The sequence below is a fragment of the Colwellia sp. C1TZA3 genome, assembly GCF_007954265.1.
Taxonomy (GTDB): domain Bacteria; phylum Pseudomonadota; class Gammaproteobacteria; order Enterobacterales; family Alteromonadaceae; genus Cognaticolwellia.
Genome location: NZ_VOLS01000018.1, coordinates 1 through 19,282, shown reverse-complemented (window position 1 = coordinate 19,282; position 19,282 = coordinate 1). Strand labels below are relative to the sequence as shown.

General features: G+C 38.7%; 14 protein-coding genes. 9 read left to right on the top strand and 5 right to left on the bottom strand.

Annotation, left to right across the window (positions count from 1 at the left end; genetic code table 11):
- Positions 1–71: 71 nt before the first annotated feature.
- A complete protein-coding gene (locus tag ESZ39_RS07380) occupies positions 72–908 on the bottom strand; it encodes a S1 RNA-binding domain-containing protein (RefSeq protein ID WP_146879271.1) in 837 nt (278 codons plus the stop codon).
- A 297-nt stretch (positions 909–1,205) separates the two neighbouring features.
- Positions 1,206–1,610: a TerB family tellurite resistance protein gene (locus ESZ39_RS07375; RefSeq protein ID WP_146879270.1), complete on the bottom strand. Its 405-nt coding sequence runs from the start codon at positions 1,608–1,610 to the stop codon at positions 1,206–1,208.
- Between the two features lie 884 nt (positions 1,611–2,494).
- On the opposite strand from ESZ39_RS07375, the gene ESZ39_RS07370 reads away from it, so the two are divergent.
- Together ESZ39_RS07370 and ESZ39_RS07365 are read left to right on the top strand one after the other, a co-directional pair.
- Positions 2,495–3,712 (top strand): efflux RND transporter periplasmic adaptor subunit, encoded by a 1,218-nt coding sequence (locus ESZ39_RS07370; protein WP_146879269.1) that lies wholly within the window; start codon positions 2,495–2,497, stop codon positions 3,710–3,712.
- A gap of 2 nt (positions 3,713–3,714) precedes the next feature.
- Positions 3,715–6,918 carry an efflux RND transporter permease subunit gene (locus tag ESZ39_RS07365; RefSeq protein ID WP_146879268.1) on the top strand — a complete coding sequence of 1,068 codons (3,204 nt, stop codon included), beginning with the start codon at positions 3,715–3,717 and terminating at the stop codon, positions 6,916–6,918.
- Between the two features lie 98 nt (positions 6,919–7,016).
- On the opposite strand, the gene ESZ39_RS07360 is transcribed toward ESZ39_RS07365, so the two are convergent.
- Complete coding sequence (locus tag ESZ39_RS07360; RefSeq protein ID WP_146879267.1) at positions 7,017–7,856, bottom strand: 2OG-Fe(II) oxygenase family protein; 840 nt, start codon at positions 7,854–7,856, stop codon at positions 7,017–7,019.
- Between the two features lie 289 nt (positions 7,857–8,145).
- Between ESZ39_RS07360 and ESZ39_RS07355 the strand changes: the two genes are divergently transcribed.
- From ESZ39_RS07355 to ESZ39_RS07325, 7 genes are all read left to right on the top strand, one after another.
- Entirely contained in the window at positions 8,146–8,433 is a 288-nt protein-coding gene (locus ESZ39_RS07355) for a hypothetical protein (RefSeq protein WP_146879266.1), read from the top strand.
- Between the two features lie 120 nt (positions 8,434–8,553).
- The gene (locus tag ESZ39_RS07350; RefSeq protein WP_223270282.1) at positions 8,554–11,124 is read left to right on the top strand and encodes an EAL domain-containing protein; all 2,571 of its coding nucleotides are present in this window, start codon (positions 8,554–8,556) and stop codon (positions 11,122–11,124) included.
- 385 nt (positions 11,125–11,509) lie between these two features.
- The gene (locus ESZ39_RS07345; RefSeq protein WP_146879265.1) at positions 11,510–11,989 is read left to right on the top strand and encodes a winged helix-turn-helix transcriptional regulator; all 480 of its coding nucleotides are present in this window, start codon (positions 11,510–11,512) and stop codon (positions 11,987–11,989) included.
- Positions 11,990–12,246: 257 nt separating this feature from the next.
- The gene (locus ESZ39_RS07340) at positions 12,247–13,941 is read left to right on the top strand and encodes a M28 family metallopeptidase (protein ID WP_146879264.1); all 1,695 of its coding nucleotides are present in this window, start codon (positions 12,247–12,249) and stop codon (positions 13,939–13,941) included.
- A gap of 58 nt (positions 13,942–13,999) precedes the next feature.
- Complete coding sequence (locus tag ESZ39_RS07335) at positions 14,000–14,839, top strand: HDOD domain-containing protein (protein WP_146879263.1); 840 nt, start codon at positions 14,000–14,002, stop codon at positions 14,837–14,839.
- Between the two features lie 189 nt (positions 14,840–15,028).
- Positions 15,029–16,453 (top strand): sodium-dependent transporter, encoded by a 1,425-nt coding sequence (locus ESZ39_RS07330; protein ID WP_146879262.1) that lies wholly within the window; start codon positions 15,029–15,031, stop codon positions 16,451–16,453.
- A 100-nt stretch (positions 16,454–16,553) separates the two neighbouring features.
- Complete coding sequence (locus ESZ39_RS07325) at positions 16,554–17,447, top strand: class I SAM-dependent methyltransferase (RefSeq protein WP_146879261.1); 894 nt, start codon at positions 16,554–16,556, stop codon at positions 17,445–17,447.
- A 101-nt stretch (positions 17,448–17,548) separates the two neighbouring features.
- On the opposite strand, the gene ESZ39_RS07320 is transcribed toward ESZ39_RS07325, so the two are convergent.
- Positions 17,549–18,163 (bottom strand): LysE family translocator, encoded by a 615-nt coding sequence (locus ESZ39_RS07320; protein WP_146879260.1) that lies wholly within the window; start codon positions 18,161–18,163, stop codon positions 17,549–17,551.
- Between the two features lie 41 nt (positions 18,164–18,204).
- The gene (locus ESZ39_RS07315; protein WP_146879259.1) at positions 18,205–19,095 is read right to left on the bottom strand and encodes a DNA ligase; all 891 of its coding nucleotides are present in this window, start codon (positions 19,093–19,095) and stop codon (positions 18,205–18,207) included.
- Positions 19,096–19,282: the final 187 nt, after the last annotated feature.

Below are 19,282 nucleotides of genomic sequence, written 5' to 3'. Positions count from 1 at the left end.
AAGTTAAGTATTTTTGAGACATAAAAAAAGCCCTTTTGGGCTTTTTTTTGTTTCTAAATAATTGAAAAGAATTAAGCGTCTTTTAGACGAATGCCATTCGCTTCAATAGTAATTTTACCGTTTTTCATTAAATTACCTACGGTGGCTTTAAAGGTTTTTTTACTGACCCCTAAAATGCGCTTGATCAATTCTGGATCACTTTTATCATGTAACGGGCTAAAGCCGTCGTGCTCGGCAATATGGGCTAATAATACCTCACTAAAGTCGTTAACTTTGCCTTCGCCTGGGCGGGTTAATGATAAGTCAATACGGCCATCTTCACGTACTTGCTTGATATAACCGGTTATTTTTTTACCGGTACGTAGCGGTTTAAATATTTCATTATCGTAAAGTAAGCCCCAGTGCAGGTCATTAATAATGGCTTTAAACCCTAAGTCGGTTTTCGTGGCAATGGTTAAGGTGACTTTATCCCATTTTTGATATTCAGCCGGCCAAATATCAATAAACTTATCTAGCTTACTTGAGGCCACTAAACGATCAGTTTTAAGATCGAGAAAGATCCTAACGAGATAATACTTGCCGGTTTCCATCGGGGTATGTTGTTGGTTATAAGGTACTAGTAAATCTTTAGGTAAGCCCCAATCTAGAAAGGCACCCATTTTATTGACTTGGCTAACTTTTAACGAGACAAATTCATCAACTTCCGCTAATGGCTTTTCTGTTGTTGCTACGATTCTATCTGCAGTATCTGCATAGATAAAAACCTTAACTTCGCTACCCACTTGGCAATTTTCAGGCATAAAGCGATTAGGTAATAGCAGTTCTCCTAATTCATTTGCGTTTAAATATGCGCCATTGTCAGTAATTGCTACTACAGGAAGGGTATTGTATTTGCCGATGCTTGCCATGTGAATTCTTGAGGTCAGTTAACTTGCGGCTATAATAACCGATTTGGCGGCAAGTTAACTATAACTTTCAATGCTGGGACTAATTTTTATTGAGTTGTGCTGCCTTTGATTGCATATTTAGTTTAGTTTGAATATATTCGCTGTGTCGTAAATGTAATAAATCAGCAATTTTACGAATAATACCAGTTCCATTAAGTTTGTGATCTTGTTGTGCGCAGGAAAAATAATTCAAGGTAAGGCGCACGATTGAGCAATAGCTGGCTATTGGGAGTGAGAGCAACACAGCCTTGCGCTATTTTAACTAGTACAAGTGAGCAATAACTTAATGGGATTGGTATAATCCTCAATGCTAGCGAGTTCGCCATCGGCATAAGCGACCTGCCATAAAAGCTCTAGCATTTTTACCCGCTGTTCAGGGCTGTAGTTTTCGTTGATTTTAGAGGTAAATTGATAAAAATCAGTGGTGTGTTCACAAAGTAAGAGTGAGTGCTTTATGATCTCAGTGACTTCATCACGGGTTAATTGAAATTGGCTAGCAATAATATCATTGAGTTTTTGTTGTTCAGCTTTATCAAGCCGGCCATCGGCAAGCATGACTTCGCATAATAAGACACTACAGGCAATTTCTAAGCTCAACTCGTTTGCTTGCTGGTTATTTTCTTCGCCTAATAATTGGAAAAATGCACTGATTTTTGACAACATAAATTACCTCCTTGTTCTTGATGAATACTAATACTAATACTAATACTAATACCAATCCCACTAATTATTTGATCATTTCACCTGGTTAAAACAAGCCACTACGGCGTTATTTATTTAATCATTATCGCTGTATGAATGCAGCTTATTAGGCAATGCAGGCGCTAATAAGCTGAACAACGAGTTATTAAAATAAATGTCTTGTATTTGACTGTTCCCCCCTGCGTATAAAGTAGACCAGATAATTAATGAAACGGGTATACTGTCTTTATTTTCAGGTACAAGTGCTTAAATTAACTATCTTGATAAGAAAGTGTAACCATGCCTATGCACAGCTTAACTTAAGGGCATTGGTTGCTGTTAATTAAGCCAGCGACAAGTGCTGATGTGCTAATAGTGGTTAGTTTTAGCTTTATACTTTTTGCTATGTGTGATCTTTTATACTTTTTTGAATGTATTAATGCTAATGGTTTTTCAATCATCGCGTGTAATACCGGCGTTGATATTTTGCGGGTCACTTGTTAAGTGATGGCGCTTAAAGTCACTTTTGTGGCACTTGTTTTTTGTGGCACTTGTTTAGTGGTTATTCTTGTATTAGTTATTTCGACTAATAACTTTTATAAAAGTTTAATTAATAGTGAAAAAAGCCAAAATGTTATTAAAGTCACTACTCGTTTGAGCTTCTATTTGTCTTTTTATAACAATAAAACATTTCAAGCGCTTGTTATATAATGTTATTTTATTATAATTTTAGCAACTTTAAAAAGCGGCGCGAATTTTGTAACAAGCATTTACAACTTTGTTAGTTTTTGTCGGTAGTAACTTCTGTATCCTGTTGGCAATTAAACTAAAAATTACAAACATTTAGACTCTACGAGGACGTAATCGTGACACGGAAAAAACAAATAATTATACCTATTGTCATATTAATCGCTGGCTTTTTGATTTTCTTTTTATTTTCAAGTATGAAAAAACCTCCAGAAGAAAAAGCAGTCGTTGATAATACCCCTATCGTTGCTGTTGAAGCGATTGCACTTGCACCAATGACTTTATTGGTAGATTCATACGGTGTGGTTAAACCAAAATATGAAACGGAAATAGTTGCCCAGGTTAGCGGGGAAGTTGTTGAGTTGTCAGAAAAATTTGTTCGTGGTGGTTTTGTTCAGCAAGGTCAACTACTGGCCCGTATAGATCCTAGCGATTACCAAGCAGCACTTATTGAAGCCCAAGCCACCATGGCATCAGCACAGGCATCCTTAGAACAGGAACGTGCACAAGGACAAGTTGCCAAGCAAGAATGGCAACGTATTACTGACGCTGCACCTACGGCGTTGAGTTTACGTAAACCACAATTAGCCCAAGAAATAGCGCGCGTAAAATCTGCCCAAGCGTTTATCTTACGTGCTAAACGTAATTTAGAACGCACCGAAATTAGAGCACCTTATGATGCGATGATCGACAGCCGCAATGTTGGCTTAGGTTCGTTTGTTGGCACCGGCAGTATGATGGGTAAATTACTCGGTACGGCCATTGCTGAAGTACGTTTACCTGTTGCTGATAATCAATTAGAGTTTTTGATTGCCCAAGGTAAAGATGCAAGGGTTAATCTAACCGGTACATTTGCTGGCCGTGAAACTTTATGGGCGGCGAAAATTGCCCGTAGTGAAGGGGTTATTGATAGTCAAAGTCGCATGAGTTATCTAGTGGCTGAAATTTTTGACCCTTACGCTTTGTCTAATCAAAATCAAAAAACGCCGCTACGCTTTGGTGCTTATGTTAAGGCTAAAATTGTAGGGGTAGCCATAGCACAAGCGGCTAGCGTGCCGCGTTATTTAGTTGAAAATAGTCGCGTTGCGCTGTTGGACAGTGAATCTAAACTACACTACTCAAGCGTAAAAATTGTGCGCGAAGATGGTGAAAATATCATTATTTCAGATGGTTTAGCCACGGGTGACCAATTGATCGTCTCAGCGCTAGATTACCCCGTTGACGGAATGCAACTGGCATTAATTAGTGACGAGGAGCAACAAAATAGTGAAAAGTATGTTGATGTTAAAACCAGTGAGTCACAAGTTGCACTAAACAACAGTGATTCAGGGGAATAACCATGAGCACGCTTAAGTCTAAAAAACCGGCTGAAATTGATCATAGCATTGACACTCATAGCGGCATTATAGCTTGGTTTGCTCGTAATAGTGTCGCCGCCAACTTATTGATGATTTTCATTGTAGTGGGTGGTTTACTGACCATTCAAACGATTAACAAACAAATGTTTCCGCAAGTTAAGATCAATTGGATTTCTTACACGGCGCCATATCCTGGAGCCGCGCCGCAAGAAGTTGAAGAAGGAATCACGATTAAAATTGAAGAGGCCTTGGACACAGTTCAAGGACTTAAGCGTGTTATTACCTATTCAAATCGTAACTTCTCTAACGGCTGGTTTGAAGTCGAGCTAGATTACGATCCACAGGTTGTGTTGGAAGAGGTTAAATCGGCAATAGACTCAATTTCTAGCTTCCCTGATGGCATGGAGCGGATCAAAGTTGAGCGTGAAAAATTCCGTCAAGAAGTGATGTATCTGAGTTTATATGGCAATTTAACCAACGGCGAACTGAAAGAGCTTGGCCGTAAAGTCCATAATGAAATTCAGCAACTCCCTGCGGTTAATATCTCTGATTTATTTAGCGGTTTAGATTACGAAATTTCTATTGAAGTTAGCAAGGATAAACTACGCGAGTACGGATTAAGTTTTAACGATATTGCCAATGCGGTGCGCAGTTATTCTCGTAATATGTCAGCAGGGCAAATTCGTGCAGAAAATGGTTACATTAATCTACGGGTAGAAAATCAGGCTTATCGAGGCTATGAGTTTGAACAAATTCCTGTGGTGACTTTAGCTGATGGCACGCGCATTATGTTAGGCGAAATTGCCACTATTATTGATGGCTTTGAAGAAGGCTTACAATACTCTAAGTTCAACGGTAAAAATTCAGTCACTTTATTTATCGGCGCCGCAGACAACCAAAGCATTACCGATATTGCCGATGTGGTAAAAAAATATGTTGAAGAAAAATCAGCGATATTACCAGCAGGGGTTAAGTTAGAAACTTGGGTTGATATGACCTACTACCTCGAAGGTCGCTTAAACATGATGGTAGACAACATGAAAAGTGGTGCTGTGTTGGTATTTTTAATGTTGGCACTATTTCTACGTGTGCGTTTGGCTTTTTGGGTCATGATGGGATTACCGGTGTGTTTCCTTGGCACCTTATTCGTTATGCCGCTTGAGTTTATTAATGTCACCATTAATGTTATTAGCTTGTTCGCCTTCATTTTAGTACTAGGTATCGTGGTTGATGACGCCATTGTTATGGGGGAAAGTGCCCACGAAGAAATTGAAGAGCATGGCCATAGTACCGACAATGTTATTCGTGGTGTTAAGCGTGTTGCTATGCCAGCCACTTTTGGTGTTTTAACAACGATTGCGGTATTTCTACCCTTTCTTTTTGGCGAAGGGCCGTCTTCAGCTTTTGGTAAAGCTATTGGCTCTGTGGTTATTTTGTGCTTAATTTTTTCTTTGGTTGAATCTAAACTTATTTTGCCTGCGCATTTAGTTAAAATGAAAATGAAAGCGTTTAACCCTAAAAACCCGATTGATAGATTACGCGCATCGATTGATAGCAAGTTAAAAAGCTTTATTGAACATGTGTATAGCCCAGCTTTAGCGATATTTATTCAATATCGTTATGGGGTATTAATGTTTTTTATCAGTTTAATGCTCATTAGTGCTGGCTTGTTTAGTGGTGGTTTCGTTCGCTTTGTTGGTCAGCCTAAAATTCCACATGATTTTCCGCGTATTACTGTCGAAATGAATGTCGACGCTTCTGAAAAAGCGACCTTAGATACCTTGTTAAATATTCAAGGGGTTATTAATCGCGTTGATCAAGAGATTGCAGAAAAATATGGTAATTCAATGATCTCTGATATGCAGGTTGATTTGCGCAGCAGAACCAGTGGTCAGATAATGGTGAAGTTAGTGGTACCTGAATTACGCCCCATGGATACCTTTGAACTGGCTAATTTATGGCGTAAAGCTATTCCAAATTATCCTGGTGTTAAATCATTCACCATAGGTGACAACTTATTTGGTGGCGGCCGAGATGATGGTGATATTGCTTTCAGATTAGAAAGTCAAAATGATGCAGAATTACTAGCAGCAGCAAAAGAATTAAAAATTAAGCTTAACTCGCTCAAAGGCATTGGCGATGTCAATGACAGCCGCCAAACCAGTGCTAAAGAGGTGCAATTTGACTTGAAACCGTTAGCGTCTAGCTTGAATTTAACGTTAGCTGACATTGCCTCACAAGTGAGTTATAGCTTTTATGGTTTAGAAGCGCAGCGCATTTTACGTGACAGTGAAGAAGTAAAAGTCATGGTGCGATACCCGCTTGAGCAACGCAGCTCTGTGGGTCATGTTGATGATGTGATGATACAAGCGCCTAATGGTGCGGAATTACCGCTATCTGAACTGGCGGTTATTACGCTACAAGACGGTGTAACAAGGATCCGTCGTGAAAATGGTAATCGTACCATTAACGTTTGGGCCAGTGTTGATGCGGACCAGGTTGAGCCGTTTAAAGTCGCTAATGATATTCAAGATAATTTTATGCCAGAATTACTCAAGAAATATCCACAAGTTAACAGTGAAGTGACCGGCAGTATTCAAGAAGAAATGGATAGTGCCGATGATCAATTACGCGACTTTGTTATCTCAGCAATGATTATATTCTCATTGCTAGCAATACCGTTAAAATCATACTCACAGGCGCTGATGATTATGGTGGTTATTCCCTTTGGTATTATTGGCGCGGTTATTGGCCACTTTATTTTAGGGATGGACTTAAGTGCTTTATCTGTTATGGGAATACTAGCGGCAGCCGGCGTGGTGGTGAATGACTCGCTTGTCATGGTTGACTACGTCAATAACGCTAGAAAGCGCGGTGAACGCTTAAAAGATGCGGTAATGCATGCGGGTAGTAAACGCTTTAGAGCCATCATGCTAACGTCAATTACCACCTTTATTGGTTTGGTGCCGATTATCTTCTTTGAAGTGAGTGCGCAAGCACAAATTGTTATCCCAATGGCGGTGTCACTAGCGTTTGGGGTGTTATTTGCCACCATAGTAACGCTAGTACTTATCCCTTGCCTCTACCTTATTGTTGAAGATATCAAAGCATTGTTTCAGCGCAAGAGCAAAGTGCCTCAAGCTCAGGCGCCAGTGTTAGACAGTATCAAGAGTGAAAGCTTGTAGGGATAATGTCTTAATCGTTAGAACTTAGAACTAAAAAAGCCATCACAATGTGATGGCTTTTTATTAAGTTAAGCTATTTAATCAACTTGGTATTAGTATTACTTTACGCCAAGCTCTTTTAATCTTTCTAATAAGTAACTGGCATGAGTGTGCTTTTCTGACAACACCACTTCGTTACGCGGGTGCAAAAATAGTGGTAAAGAAATGCGTGATTTAACGGCATTTTCACCCGTTGGATTAATCACTCGATGACTGGTTGATGGGAAATAGCCTTGCGATGCTTCTTGCAGCATATCACCGATGTTAACAATTAAATGACCAAAATCAGCCGGTACATCTAGCCATTCACCATCTTGCGCTTGTACCTGTAAACCGGGCTCGTTGGCTGCGGGTAAAATAGTCAGTAGGTTAATATCTTCGTGTGCTGCTGCTCGGATAGCACCGGGCTCTTCTGTGCCGTTTAACGGCGGATAATGTAGAATACGCAACAAGGTGTTGGGCGTATCTTTGATCATATGCGACAGCGGCTCAGAATAGTGTTTAGTGACCTCTGGTGGGCTATATTTTTCTACCCAATCAAGTAACTCACTGGCGAGATCTGAAGCCATTTTATAATAATTTAGAATATCAGTTTTCAGTTGTTCTGGAATACGTCCCCAAGGATAAACATGATAATATTCTTTAATATCTTTTTTGTTATGACCTTTGGCGGTTTCTGATATTTCAGGGGCAAAATAACCGTCTTGCTTTTCAGCATCAAAAGCAAAGCCTTGTTTTTCTTCTTGTGAGAAAAACACATACCAATCCTGATATATTTTATCAACTAAAGCTTGTTGAATTGGATGGTTAGTTAAGACCCCAAAACCAGTATTGCGTAAACTCTCAACAAATTTTTCTGCGGCATCACTTGCCTGATAGTCAATAACTTGTACTTGCATAATATTCCCCTAATGCTTAATCTTTATTTTAGGTATTATACCTATTGAAATAATTTTCGCTAACTGATCCTCTTATGAGTACAACAAGTGTTATCTACTCAAACTAAAGGGAAGTGGCCGAATTGACTCTCGGTGCTGATAAAGCTAACTACTCTAAGTGAGATGATTTGCTGTTTATTGAGCTTATAGATTTTTTACCTGACCTAGCGTTATTTCAGTGCTCATAACCGTTTCATCATTAGTTATTATTAGTTATTAATTAATTTTCGTTAAATAAAAGAGAAGTAAGATGATAAAAAACTTGGCTTTGATAGTTTCCTCCGTGGTATTTTTTTCAGCATGTAGTAGCAATAATAGTGCTTGTGAAGATGTAACGTTAGCGGCAGAGCAAGTGCAACAATGTCAGTCATTGCACCAACAAATTATTAACACTAAAAATAAACCTTTGATACGCACAGAATTGGAACGCAGATACCAACAAGACTGTATTGATATTCGTTATTATCGAGACGACAAACAAGCTGGAGTTTGTGGCAATAAAACAGAAGTTGTTGAGTCTCAAAAAATTAACCAATAAAAGCAAAGTTTTAGCTATATGTATTGCCTGTTTTTTGTTACTTTAATTTGTATTTTAAAAATATGGGGATATAGAACAGGCCTCATAATAAAAATTTAATCGTGCAGTATGGTGTAAAAGTTGACAAATTCATTAGATTTATTAGATCCATTCGCCAATTCAAATGCAGATTCGGCAAAAGAATCTCTTACTTTGCTAAACAAATATCAAAAGCTTCAAGACCGCTATACCGCTTTATTGACATTAAACCAATTATCAATTGATTGTGTTGACCTTAGTGACTTTTTCAAACAAGTTCATCACGCGATTGCAACAGTGATGAGTGCCAATAACTTTTACATCGTGTTATATGAACAAACATTATCTACCTTAGAGATTGTTTATCATATTGATGAGCAAGACAAAATGGATTTGGGTGTTTACCCAATTGATGACTTTAAAGGCTCAATGACAAATTATGTTATTGAAAGCGGTAAAGCTTTATTAGCAACACCAGAAGTTATTGCACAATTAGCCCAAGATAAACAAATTAAATCTATTGGAGCCGACAGCATCGATTGGCTTGGTGTACCTTTAATACATGATGGTTTTGTTATCGGTGTTATGGCGGTGCAAAGTTACTCGGCAGCAACGCGTTATCAAGAGTCTGAACGAGACTTACTAGAATTTACCGCTCAGCATATTGTTATAGCATTAACCCGTTTACAGGATCGAGAGCGTTTACAAGCCGCTGTTAATGCACGTACAAAAGAATTAATGGCACAAATGCGCGATCGAGAGAAAGCAGAACTACTGCAAGAATCGTTATATCGGATATCAGAACTCACCAATGATCCAGATTTAGATATTGATACTTTTTATCATATGGTGCACAACATTATTGGCCAGTTAATTAATGCAGAAAATTTTTATATTGCTAAATATAATCCAGTAGAAGATGAACTGTTTTTTGCTTATCTTCTCGATCAAGGCTGTAATAATACCAATGAAAATTATCAACCAAGAAAACTGTCAAATCATTTCACTGAATTAGTTTTAAGAGGTGGCGAAACTGTGTTGCTGGATCAGCAAGCTATGCTGGCCTTACATCAACAAGGTAAAACTGTTAAGCCAGGATCTGAAGTTGTATCTTGGCTTGGCGTGCCATTAATTCATTCGGGTGAAATGCTCGGTGCTATGGTTTTACAAAGTTATCAGCAAGCAATATATTTTACTGAACAAGATGCTGAGTTATTGCGGTTTGTTTCACGGCATGTGGCATCAGCAATCAATCGTCGTAAAGTTATTGACGATGAGCGCAAAGCTCATGAGCTGTTAGAGCACCAAGTAAAGCTGCGCACTGCTGATTTAGAAGATGAAATAAAACAGCGTGAAGCAGCCGAGAAACAACTACAGCATGCTGCCTCACACGACATTCTCACCGGCTTACCTAATCGAGCATTATTTATTGAGGTCTTAAATAATGCCATTGCTGGTAATAAACGGCGACCAGAATTTAAATTTGCTGTATTTTTCCTAGATTTAGACCGCTTTAAAGTAGTCAACGACAATTTAGGGCATCACGCGGGTGACCTTTTATTGAAAGAAATTGCTGTAGCGTTAATTGATGTGGTTAGAAGTAATGATACTGTTGCGCGATTAGGTGGTGATGAATTTGTTATTTTAATAGAAAGTATAGAGAGCACTGCAGGAATATACGAAATTGCTGATCGGATAACAACTTTGTTATCTTCACCATTTATTATTGAAAATCAGACCATATTTATAGGTACTAGTATTGGGGTGTTATTTAATGATGAGCGCTACACCAGTGCTGATTCTATGCTCAGAGATGCTGATATAGCGATGTACCACGCAAAAAATAACGGTAAAGGACGCTTTGAGGTCTTTGATTCAAGTATGCATAAAAAAATGCAAAATGCTTTGTCATTGGAAACAGATATTCGAGAAGGGATTGATAACCAAGAATTCATCCCTTATTTTCAACCTATAGTACAACTCGTTGACGGTGATATCGTTGGCTTTGAAGCTTTGGCGCGCTGGCAGAGTGATAAGCGTGGTTTTGTTTTACCAGACGATTTTATTGCGCTAGCAGAAGAAACCAATTTAGTGATGGCGATTGATTTACAAATTTTAGAAAAATCATGCCAACAACTAAAACTGTGGCAGCAGAGTTTAGGCTCAGATCAGCTTTACGTTAGTTGTAATTTATACTGTAATCATTTTTTTAGTTTACATTTACCGCAAGATATTCAAGCGATTATTAATAAAACTGGCGTGCAGCCACATCAAATTCGTGTGGAATTGACTGAGCGAGCGCTGTTAGACAATAGTAATGTGGTGCTCGACAATATGCGAGCATTGAAAGCAATGGGTGTGAAAATCTTACTTGATGATTTTGGCACCGGCTATTCGAGTTTAAGCTATTTACATCGTTTTCCAATGGATGTAATAAAGATTGATCGCTCTTTTATTAATAATGTGCACGAAAGAAGTCATCATCAAGCGATCATTAAAACCATTATTGATTTAGCGGCCAATTTAAATATGGCGACGGTGGGCGAAGGTATTGAACATGAAGCGGATGCGCAATTATTAAGAGCAATGGGCTGTGTTTATGGTCAAGGTTATTATTATTTTAAACCCTTACCAGCTGAAGAAATAGCCAGTCTTTTGCTCAGTGAAAGCTAAACTATAAGGTTTAATTTTTTAAGAAAAAATGCGCTAAAAAGCCCACTCATTGTTATCTTATGAGTGGGTTTTTAGATCTCAGCTTAGCGATAATATTATTTTTCTTTATGATTGTTATTTATGATGTGCTTTTATACCAATCCCATTAAGTTATTGCTCACTTGTACTAGTTAAAATAGCTCAAGGCTGTGTTGCTCTCACTCCCAATAGCCAGCTATTGCTCAATCGAGCGCCTTACCTTGAATTATTTTTCCTGCGCATAACAAGATCACAAACTTAATGGCACTGGTATTACATGAACTAAAATTTTAATGTGTTGGAGTTTTTTGGTTTATGCGGTAATTTATGCTGTAAATAAAGTGATTAACCATAAAATTGACTGAAAATGACAACGAGTAAACCCAAAACCTTAGACCGTATCGATTTAACTATTTTAGATGCTTTACAAAAAAATGGTCGAATTTCAAATAGTACACTGGCACAACGAGTCAATTTAAGCGCTAGCCCCTGCTTGGAACGTGTAAAACGTCTTGAACAAGAAGGCTATATCGAGCGCTATGGTGCTTTTTTAAATGCCAGTAAGTTAAAATACGGTATGACCGCTTTTATCCAAGTGACACTTGATCGTACCACCGCAGATATATTTAATAAATTTCGTGCACAGGTTATTGAAATTAAAGAAGTAGCTGAATGTCACATGGTGGTTGGAGGCTTTGATTATTTGGTGAAATTACGTTTTGAAAATATGGAAGCCTATCGGATATTATTAGGTAATATTGTTGAGTTGCCAGGAGTTTCTCAAACCCATACTTACGTGGTTATGGAGCATGTAAAGCGCTACTCGGGTGTACCTATTTTCGACTAACAAGCACGATAGTACAAAGTGGAACGGGTATATACTAACGCCGTTTAGTTTAGCCAGTGTTGGCTTTTATCATGGTGAACTAGTTTTTTGATATAACAGTCGATATAGTGTCTAGAAATATTTTTAGCTTATTTTAGTGAGGTATATTGCTAAATAGGCCAAGATGTAATTATAAAATAATACAACCAAATGACTTTATTAATTGCCCAATTAGCGAGTAATTTAAGTGTCCAATTGGTCGAGGTTAATGAAAAATCATGAATATACTCCCATTAAAGATAATCAAAAAATCGAGCTTAGTTGCCTTTGCTGTTCTGGCTTTAGTTGCTTGTAACAAACCGCCATCTGCGCCCTTAGAAATTAACCTAAAAGACTTATCACTTCAGGTTAATGCCGAAAATATTAAAGCCCATGTAGAATTTCTTGCTGATGATACCTTAGAGGGTAGAGACACTGGCAGTACTGGCCATCAAATTTCTGCGAACTATGTAAAGTCTTATTTTAAGCAACTGGGTTTGGCCCCACAAGGGACCAATACTGCTGATGACAATCGTGGTTTCGAGCAGCAAGTTCGATTACGTAAAAGTTATTTGATTGACGGCTCTGCCCAAGCAATTATTCATGGTTCAAAGGGTGATGTTGAACTGAATTTTTTGACAGACTTTTTAATGTCAGGCTCAAGTTTTCAAAATAAAACGGCGATTACCGCCCCAACCGTGTTTGTTGGTTACGGGGTTATATCTGCAGAGTTTGGTTACAACGATTATGAAAATATTGATGTTAATGGCAAAATTGTTGTTGCTTTAACTGGCCGACCTGATGATTTACCGTCTGAAGAAGGTGCGCATATTGGCTCAAATGCTGAGAAGAGTCGACATGCTGCAGAGCATGGTGCTATTGGTTTTATTACCCTGCACAGCCCAAAACGTGAAAAAGTGCGCAGTTTTGAAAAAGCGGCACAATATGCAAAAGCGCCGAGTGTCAGTTGGCTTACGCAAGATGATATGCCATTTGGTAAACAAGCGAAGATTATAACAGGAGCTTATGTGGCGCAAGAGGCAGCCGAGGTATTATTTACAGGCGCAGCAAGTAGCTTAGCTGATATTTATGCTGCCGACACTAATAATAAGACCATTAAAGGTTTTGCTTTGCCTTATCAAGTGACCTTGAAAAATCGCTCGCGTCACGAACAGCTCACCAGCCCTAATGTAATCGCTGCAGTTGCAGGCAGTGATGAAAAATTAAAAAACGAATATGTTGTATTTAGTGCTCACCTTGACCACATTGGTATAAGCACTGATAGTGGCAATGAAGACACAATTAACAATGGTGCCTTAGATAATGCTTCGGGTGTGGCGATTTTACTTGAAACTGCGCGGTTGTTAGCACAAATGCCAGTAAAGCCAAAACGTTCAGTGTTGTTTGTTGTTGTGACCGGCGAAGAAAAAGGTTTGCTAGGTTCGAGCTACTTTGCCAATAACCCCACCATACCAGTGGCGCAATTAGTCGCTAATGTGAATTTAGATATGCCGTTAATTTTATATCCTTTTGCCGATGTTATCGCTTTTGGCTCTACCCATTCAACGATGGGGAAAACTGTCGCGACAGCGGCAAAGAAAATCGATATAGAACTGAGTGAAGACCCGATGCCAGAGCAGGCGCTTTTTACCCGCAGTGATCATTACAGCTTTGTTAAGGTTGGCATTCCATCGGTATTTTTGATGACAGGTTTTAAATCAACTGATGCAAGTATTGATGGTGGTGCGGTCTTTGGTAACTTTTTGAAAAATCATTACCACCAACACAGTGATGAAATCACTTTACCTATCAATTATCAAGCGGCGGCTAATTTTGCATTGGTTAATCTGATGATAGGTCTGGAGATTGCCAACCAAGTTGAGCGGCCACAGTGGCATAGTGGCGATTTTTTTGGTTCAACCTTTGGGCAGTGAAAATACTGATAACTTTACCTAGGGTCGTTAGGCGCTTAAATAAGGAAATGATCAATTAATGAATGCTCTTGAATATGCCCAGCAAGCAAATGGGTCTTTTGCGCTACCCGACGCGTGTTTTAAAATAAAAGCCTTGATGGAGGATGAAGGTTCTACGATAGAAGACTTTGCCAATGTGATCAGTGTTGATCCCTCGATGACATCGCGTTTGTTACAAATTTCCAATAGTGCAATTTACAGCTTTTCCGGTGAGATAAGTACCATTTCACGTGCCATTACTATTATCGGCACGCAAGCCATTTATAACCTGATGTTAGTCGATATGGCCGCAACAGCTTTTAAGCACTTTTCAAACCAATCAATCGATTTGAAACGCTTTTGGTATATCAGTGTGTTTTGTGGCTTAGTAACAAAAAACTTAGCGATTACCGCTGGAATTCGAGATATAGAGCGCTTATTTGTTGCCGGCTTATTACAAAATTTTGGCGAACTTATTGTTGCAAAGATTTCGCCAGGCTTAGCAAAGCAGTGTGAAGCTTATAATGCTGAGGTATTACCGTGGCAACTACAGCAACAGGTATTGGGTTTTACTTACACTGAAGTTTCTGCTGAGTTACTTAACATTTGGCAGCTGCCAGAAAAAATAATTTTACCTATCCGTCACTACAATAATGCCGATAATATTCAACTCAATAAAGATGTCAATGTGTTGTACTTAGCATCAAGACTGGCATTAATCGCATGTCACCCTGATATTTTTAGTTCCGATGATAGTCTTAATGCAAGATTATGTCAGAGCTTGAACATATCAACAGGTGATTTAGACGATGCAGCAAATTTTGCGACAATAGAAACAGAAAATATCCTCAATATTATGAACGCAAAATTTTATGGTTAATACGGCTTAACCGCTGCAACAAATATTATACACTTTACTCAATAAATGCTGCGTTTAAAAACAAGACTTTACTAAAGAAGCCTGCTAGCATCGGTCGGTTATTTAAAAACAAGTTACCTCAATAAAAACGGGCGCTGTGTAGTAAAAATTATAATTATTAGCCCTAAAAAAATACAACGAAGGATACTTATGAGTACAGAAAGAGAGCATTTTAGTTCCCGCTTAGGGTTCATTTTAGCCGCTGCTGGTTCAGCAGTTGGTATTGGTAATTTGGTTGGCTTTCCAGTCAATGCAGCCAAAAACGGTGGTGGTGCATTTTTATTAATGTACGCTGTTTTTGTTTTACTTATCTGTTTACCTGTGATGATTGCCGAAATGGCAGTGGGTCGCAAAACGGCGAAAGAACCCGTTGGGGCTTATAAAGCCTTGAGCGGTGGTAGTAAAGCTTGGGGCGCGGCAGGCTTTCTTGGCGTGTTAACACCCTTTATGATTGCCGTATTTTATATGGTGTTAACGGTATGGATATTTGGCTATATTGTTTTAACCGTATCAGGCAACTTAGATTATTTAGCCAGTAATAATGGCTTCGGTGAGTTTGTTAATAGTCCTTACTTATTTGTCGGCATGATTGTGGTAGCCGCGATTATTAACTTTATTCTGGTGGCCGGTGTTAAAGATGGTATTGAACGCGCTTCAAAAATATTGATGCCAACTTTGTTTATTATGCTACTGATTATGGTGGGCTATGTTTTAACACTAGAGAATGCGTTTTTAGGTGTTGAGTTCTTTTTAATTCCTGATGTTGCTAAAATTACCCCAGCGGTTATCAATGGTGCGTTATCACAAGCGTTTTTCTCCTTGTCTTTAGGTATGGGTATTTTGATCACTTATGGCTCTTATATTGACCGTAAAACCGATATCGTTGGTTCGGCAAAGCTTGTTGCCTTGACTGATACCGCGGTGGCATTCACCGCGGGCTTAATGATTTTACCCGCGGTATTTTCATTTAACCCCAATGTTAATCCGGCTGAATTAAGTGATAGTTCAGTGTCATTAATCTTTACCTTTTTACCTAAAATATTTTTAGCATTGCAAAGCTCAATTGGCTACATCGGTGCGAGTGCTGTTGCGGCATTTTTCTTTACGTTAGTATTTTTTGCCGCCATTACCTCATTAGTATCAATTTTAGAGGTGCCGGTTTCTTATTTAGTGACAGAGAAAAAACACAGTCGTAAGAAAGCACTATCAATATTATTGATGAGCGCTGGGTTACTAACTATTTTTGCTACTTTGTCGTTTGGTATGGTGTCATTCTTTACAGAGTTTACCTCATATGCCGGCGGTGTCCGGTCATTTTTTGATGTGGTATATGATGTTTTCTACGATACTATTTTACCCTTAAATGGCTTTTTATTGTGTGTATTTGTCAGTTATCGTTGGAAGAAGCTTAATTTGTCTGAAGAGCTAGCGATAGGTAATAAAAACTACATCGGCTCTTGGGCAGAAAAGTATATTAACTTCTCTTTAGGTACTTTTATCCCCGTCATCGTTTTTGGTATTTTTATCAATACTGTGGTACAAAAGTTCTTTGGCTATAGCATCTTTGGCTTTTAAACGTTTGGTAAGCAAGACTAATAAAATACGTTAAATAATACTTAAGGCCGGATAATTTGTTATTATCCGGCCTTATTTTTTCTAGCTAGAGCTTCTTATAATGATTGAATTTATCTCCGCATCTGATTTTAGTGCAAGCCAGCGATTATTTCATGGCCGTGGCCATGCATACCCCGCATTGTCACATGTTAATGTTGATTGGTTTGAACCGGTGATTTTGATCAGTTTATATCAAGAAGTTGAAGCGAATTGGCTAGCAGAACAAGTAGCGAATTTACAGACCTTGACTGATAAATGTCAATCAATCCAAGTGCAATACCGCTGCCGTCAATTTGCCCCATGTGAGTTGCTTTGGGGGCAGGAAATCAATAACTTGTGTGCTGTAGAGTATGGTTTGAAATACCATATTAGTTTAGGTAAAGCGCAAAATTCAGGCTTGTTTTTGGATATGTGTAATGGCCGAGACTGGGTTCAAAAGCATAGTGAAAATAAACAGGTATTAAATTTATTCTCTTACACTTGTGCTTTTTCGGTTGCCGCATTGGCTGGTAACGCCAGTAAAGTGGTGAATGTTGATATGAGTAAAAGCTCATTAACTAAAGGTCGAGAAAACCACCGTTTAAACCAACAAGATCTCAGTAAAGTCATTTTTGAAGGTGTGGATATCTTTAAGTCTTATGGTCGGCTGAAAAGGTATGGACCGTATCAGTTATTGGTCTGTGATCCGCCATCGTTTCAAAAAGGTAGTGTCGATATTGCAAGAGACTATAAGAAAATTATTCGTCGCCTGCCTGAGCTAATGTCAGACAATGGTGATGTCCTGTTGTGCTTAAATTCCCCTGATCTTAATGTCGAGTTTTTAATGGCAGAAGTTGTTAGAGAATGCCCTGAGTGCGTTTTTCAATATCAACTGAATACACCCGAAGTATTTAAAGAAGCGCATCAAGGCAAAGGTTTAAAATGTTTGTATTTTATATATAAACCAACAGCATAAACTTCAATTTTTCTGTCTAGTTTACTTGCCTAGTTTACGACGCAAGCAAAGGTTATTATCATTTATCTTAGAAAGTAAATATTTGTCCACCTTAGGTAGTCTTAATTTAACACCACGCGCGCGGCCAATAAAATTAAAAAGCTACCAGTGACTTTGTCGACCAGGTGACTATTAGCTTTTAATTTTTCTAAAATAGGCCCACGTGACATCATAAAAGCAATCATGATATACCAGAGCGTATCAATGATGCCAACGGTTGCGGTCATCACAACTTTTTGTTGCCAACCTGCGTCAGGATCAACAAATTGACTAAATAAAGCCAGAAAGAAAATCGCTAATTTAGGATTTAAAAAAGCAATTAAAAAGCCATCTCGCCAACCGTTAATGGCTGGGTCTACTGTCTTACCTTGTTGGGCAAACTGAATGTTTTGTTGTTTACTCATTAGCGCCTTAATACCTAGGTACAAAAGAAAAGCTGCACCCGCGTATTTTATAGCTGAAAACAACATCGGCGATTGCACAATAAGTAAGCCAATACCTGTCGCGGTTATTGCCGCGTATAACGCCACCCCTAAGCCGTGACTGATGGCAGTGGCATAACCTTGGCCTGCACCGCCATTTAAAGTGTTTTTAATCACTACAGCGAGGCTTGGACCTGGCGATAGGGCTCCAAGAATACAAATAACCACCAGTGATAACCATAAATGAAACTCCATAACTCAATACGCCTTAGATTGGTTAAGTTAATTTGTGAGCACTAATGTTGATTTTTAATGCGAAGAAAACTAGCAAATTTTGGCACACCCCGTTGTGTTTTACCAATGTATTTATAGGTTATTATACTGCCAATTTTTGGCGGTTGCCGGCGCTGCTGATCAGAAAAACCTGTACCTATTTTAAAAGTAATACCCTCTGGGGTTTTTACTTTAACGGCGCCAAGTAAACCTTGGTATTTTCCTTTGCCTAATGTATGCGCAATGACTAGCGCTTCTGCGTCTTGATATATTTTTAGTTTTAATAGGCTCTTGCTCCGCCCGCTTTGATAATTAGCAGATGCTAGATGCAGCATTAAGCCCTCACCATTATTATCAACAATGTGATCCAATCGGGTATATAAATCCGTGTTACTTGCTAGTTTTTCTTGCTTAATCATCGCTAGATAAGGCGAGCTATTACTTGCTATCAATAGTCTCATTGTTGCAATACGGTCAGTGAAATTAGTGGTTTGATTGGGTAAGTCGAAAAGCATTAATTTAAGCTTTTTCCAACATTTTCCGGTTGAATGCTTACGTCGAACACAGCCGCTGATTTGCTCAAATTGGCCCCGGCCGCTCCAAAGTTCACCCCCCATAGGTATTTTAGGCCAATGTTCAACAAACCAATGGGGTGGTGACAAGGCATTGCCATTGCGGGTTAATAGTTGTTGTCCAGTCCAGTATCCACGCACACCGTCTAACTTTTCACTTACCCAGTAATCTTCAATAACAGCGCTCTGCTGATATTTAGTGGCAAGCTGTAGCTGAGGTTTTTTTTGGGCGGTTGTCTGCCCGGTTGTCTGCAAAGTAATCTGCTGAGCAAGTGCACAGGGTAATATGAATATTAAAAAGCTCAAACAAAAAAATTGTTGATAGGTGCGTTTTTGAAACATCCTTGTTCCTTTTTTAGTGTCTAGTCCCAAGTATGGAAACTATTGTCTTGAGAAAGTGTCATACCAATCCCATTAAGTTATTGCTCACTTGTACTAGTTAAAATAGCTCAAGGCTGTGTTGCTCTCAATCCCAATAGCCAGCTATTGCTCAATCGAGCGCCTTACCTTGAATTATTTTTCCTGCGCA

Excerpts from the sequence above, each read along its gene's own strand:
- ESZ39_RS07330 (WP_146879262.1), top strand. The coding sequence starts at position 15,029 with ATGAGTACAGAAAGAGAGCATTTTAGTTCCCGCTTAGGGTTCATTTTA.
- ESZ39_RS07315 (WP_146879259.1), bottom strand. The coding sequence starts at position 19,095 with ATGTTTCAAAAACGCACCTATCAACAATTTTTTTGTTTGAGCTTTTTA.
- ESZ39_RS07375 (WP_146879270.1), bottom strand. The coding sequence starts at position 1,610 with ATGTTGTCAAAAATCAGTGCATTTTTCCAATTATTAGGCGAAGAAAAT.
- ESZ39_RS07320 (WP_146879260.1), bottom strand. The coding sequence starts at position 18,163 with ATGGAGTTTCATTTATGGTTATCACTGGTGGTTATTTGTATTCTTGGA.
- ESZ39_RS07325 (WP_146879261.1), top strand. The coding sequence starts at position 16,554 with ATGATTGAATTTATCTCCGCATCTGATTTTAGTGCAAGCCAGCGATTA.
- ESZ39_RS07345 (WP_146879265.1), top strand. The coding sequence starts at position 11,510 with ATGACAACGAGTAAACCCAAAACCTTAGACCGTATCGATTTAACTATT.
- ESZ39_RS07335 (WP_146879263.1), top strand. The coding sequence starts at position 14,000 with ATGAATGCTCTTGAATATGCCCAGCAAGCAAATGGGTCTTTTGCGCTA.
- ESZ39_RS07340 (WP_146879264.1), top strand. The coding sequence starts at position 12,247 with ATGAATATACTCCCATTAAAGATAATCAAAAAATCGAGCTTAGTTGCC.
- ESZ39_RS07380 (WP_146879271.1), bottom strand. The coding sequence starts at position 908 with ATGGCAAGCATCGGCAAATACAATACCCTTCCTGTAGTAGCAATTACT.
- ESZ39_RS07360 (WP_146879267.1), bottom strand. The coding sequence starts at position 7,856 with ATGCAAGTACAAGTTATTGACTATCAGGCAAGTGATGCCGCAGAAAAA.
- ESZ39_RS07365 (WP_146879268.1), top strand. The coding sequence starts at position 3,715 with ATGAGCACGCTTAAGTCTAAAAAACCGGCTGAAATTGATCATAGCATT.
- ESZ39_RS07355 (WP_146879266.1), top strand. The coding sequence starts at position 8,146 with ATGATAAAAAACTTGGCTTTGATAGTTTCCTCCGTGGTATTTTTTTCA.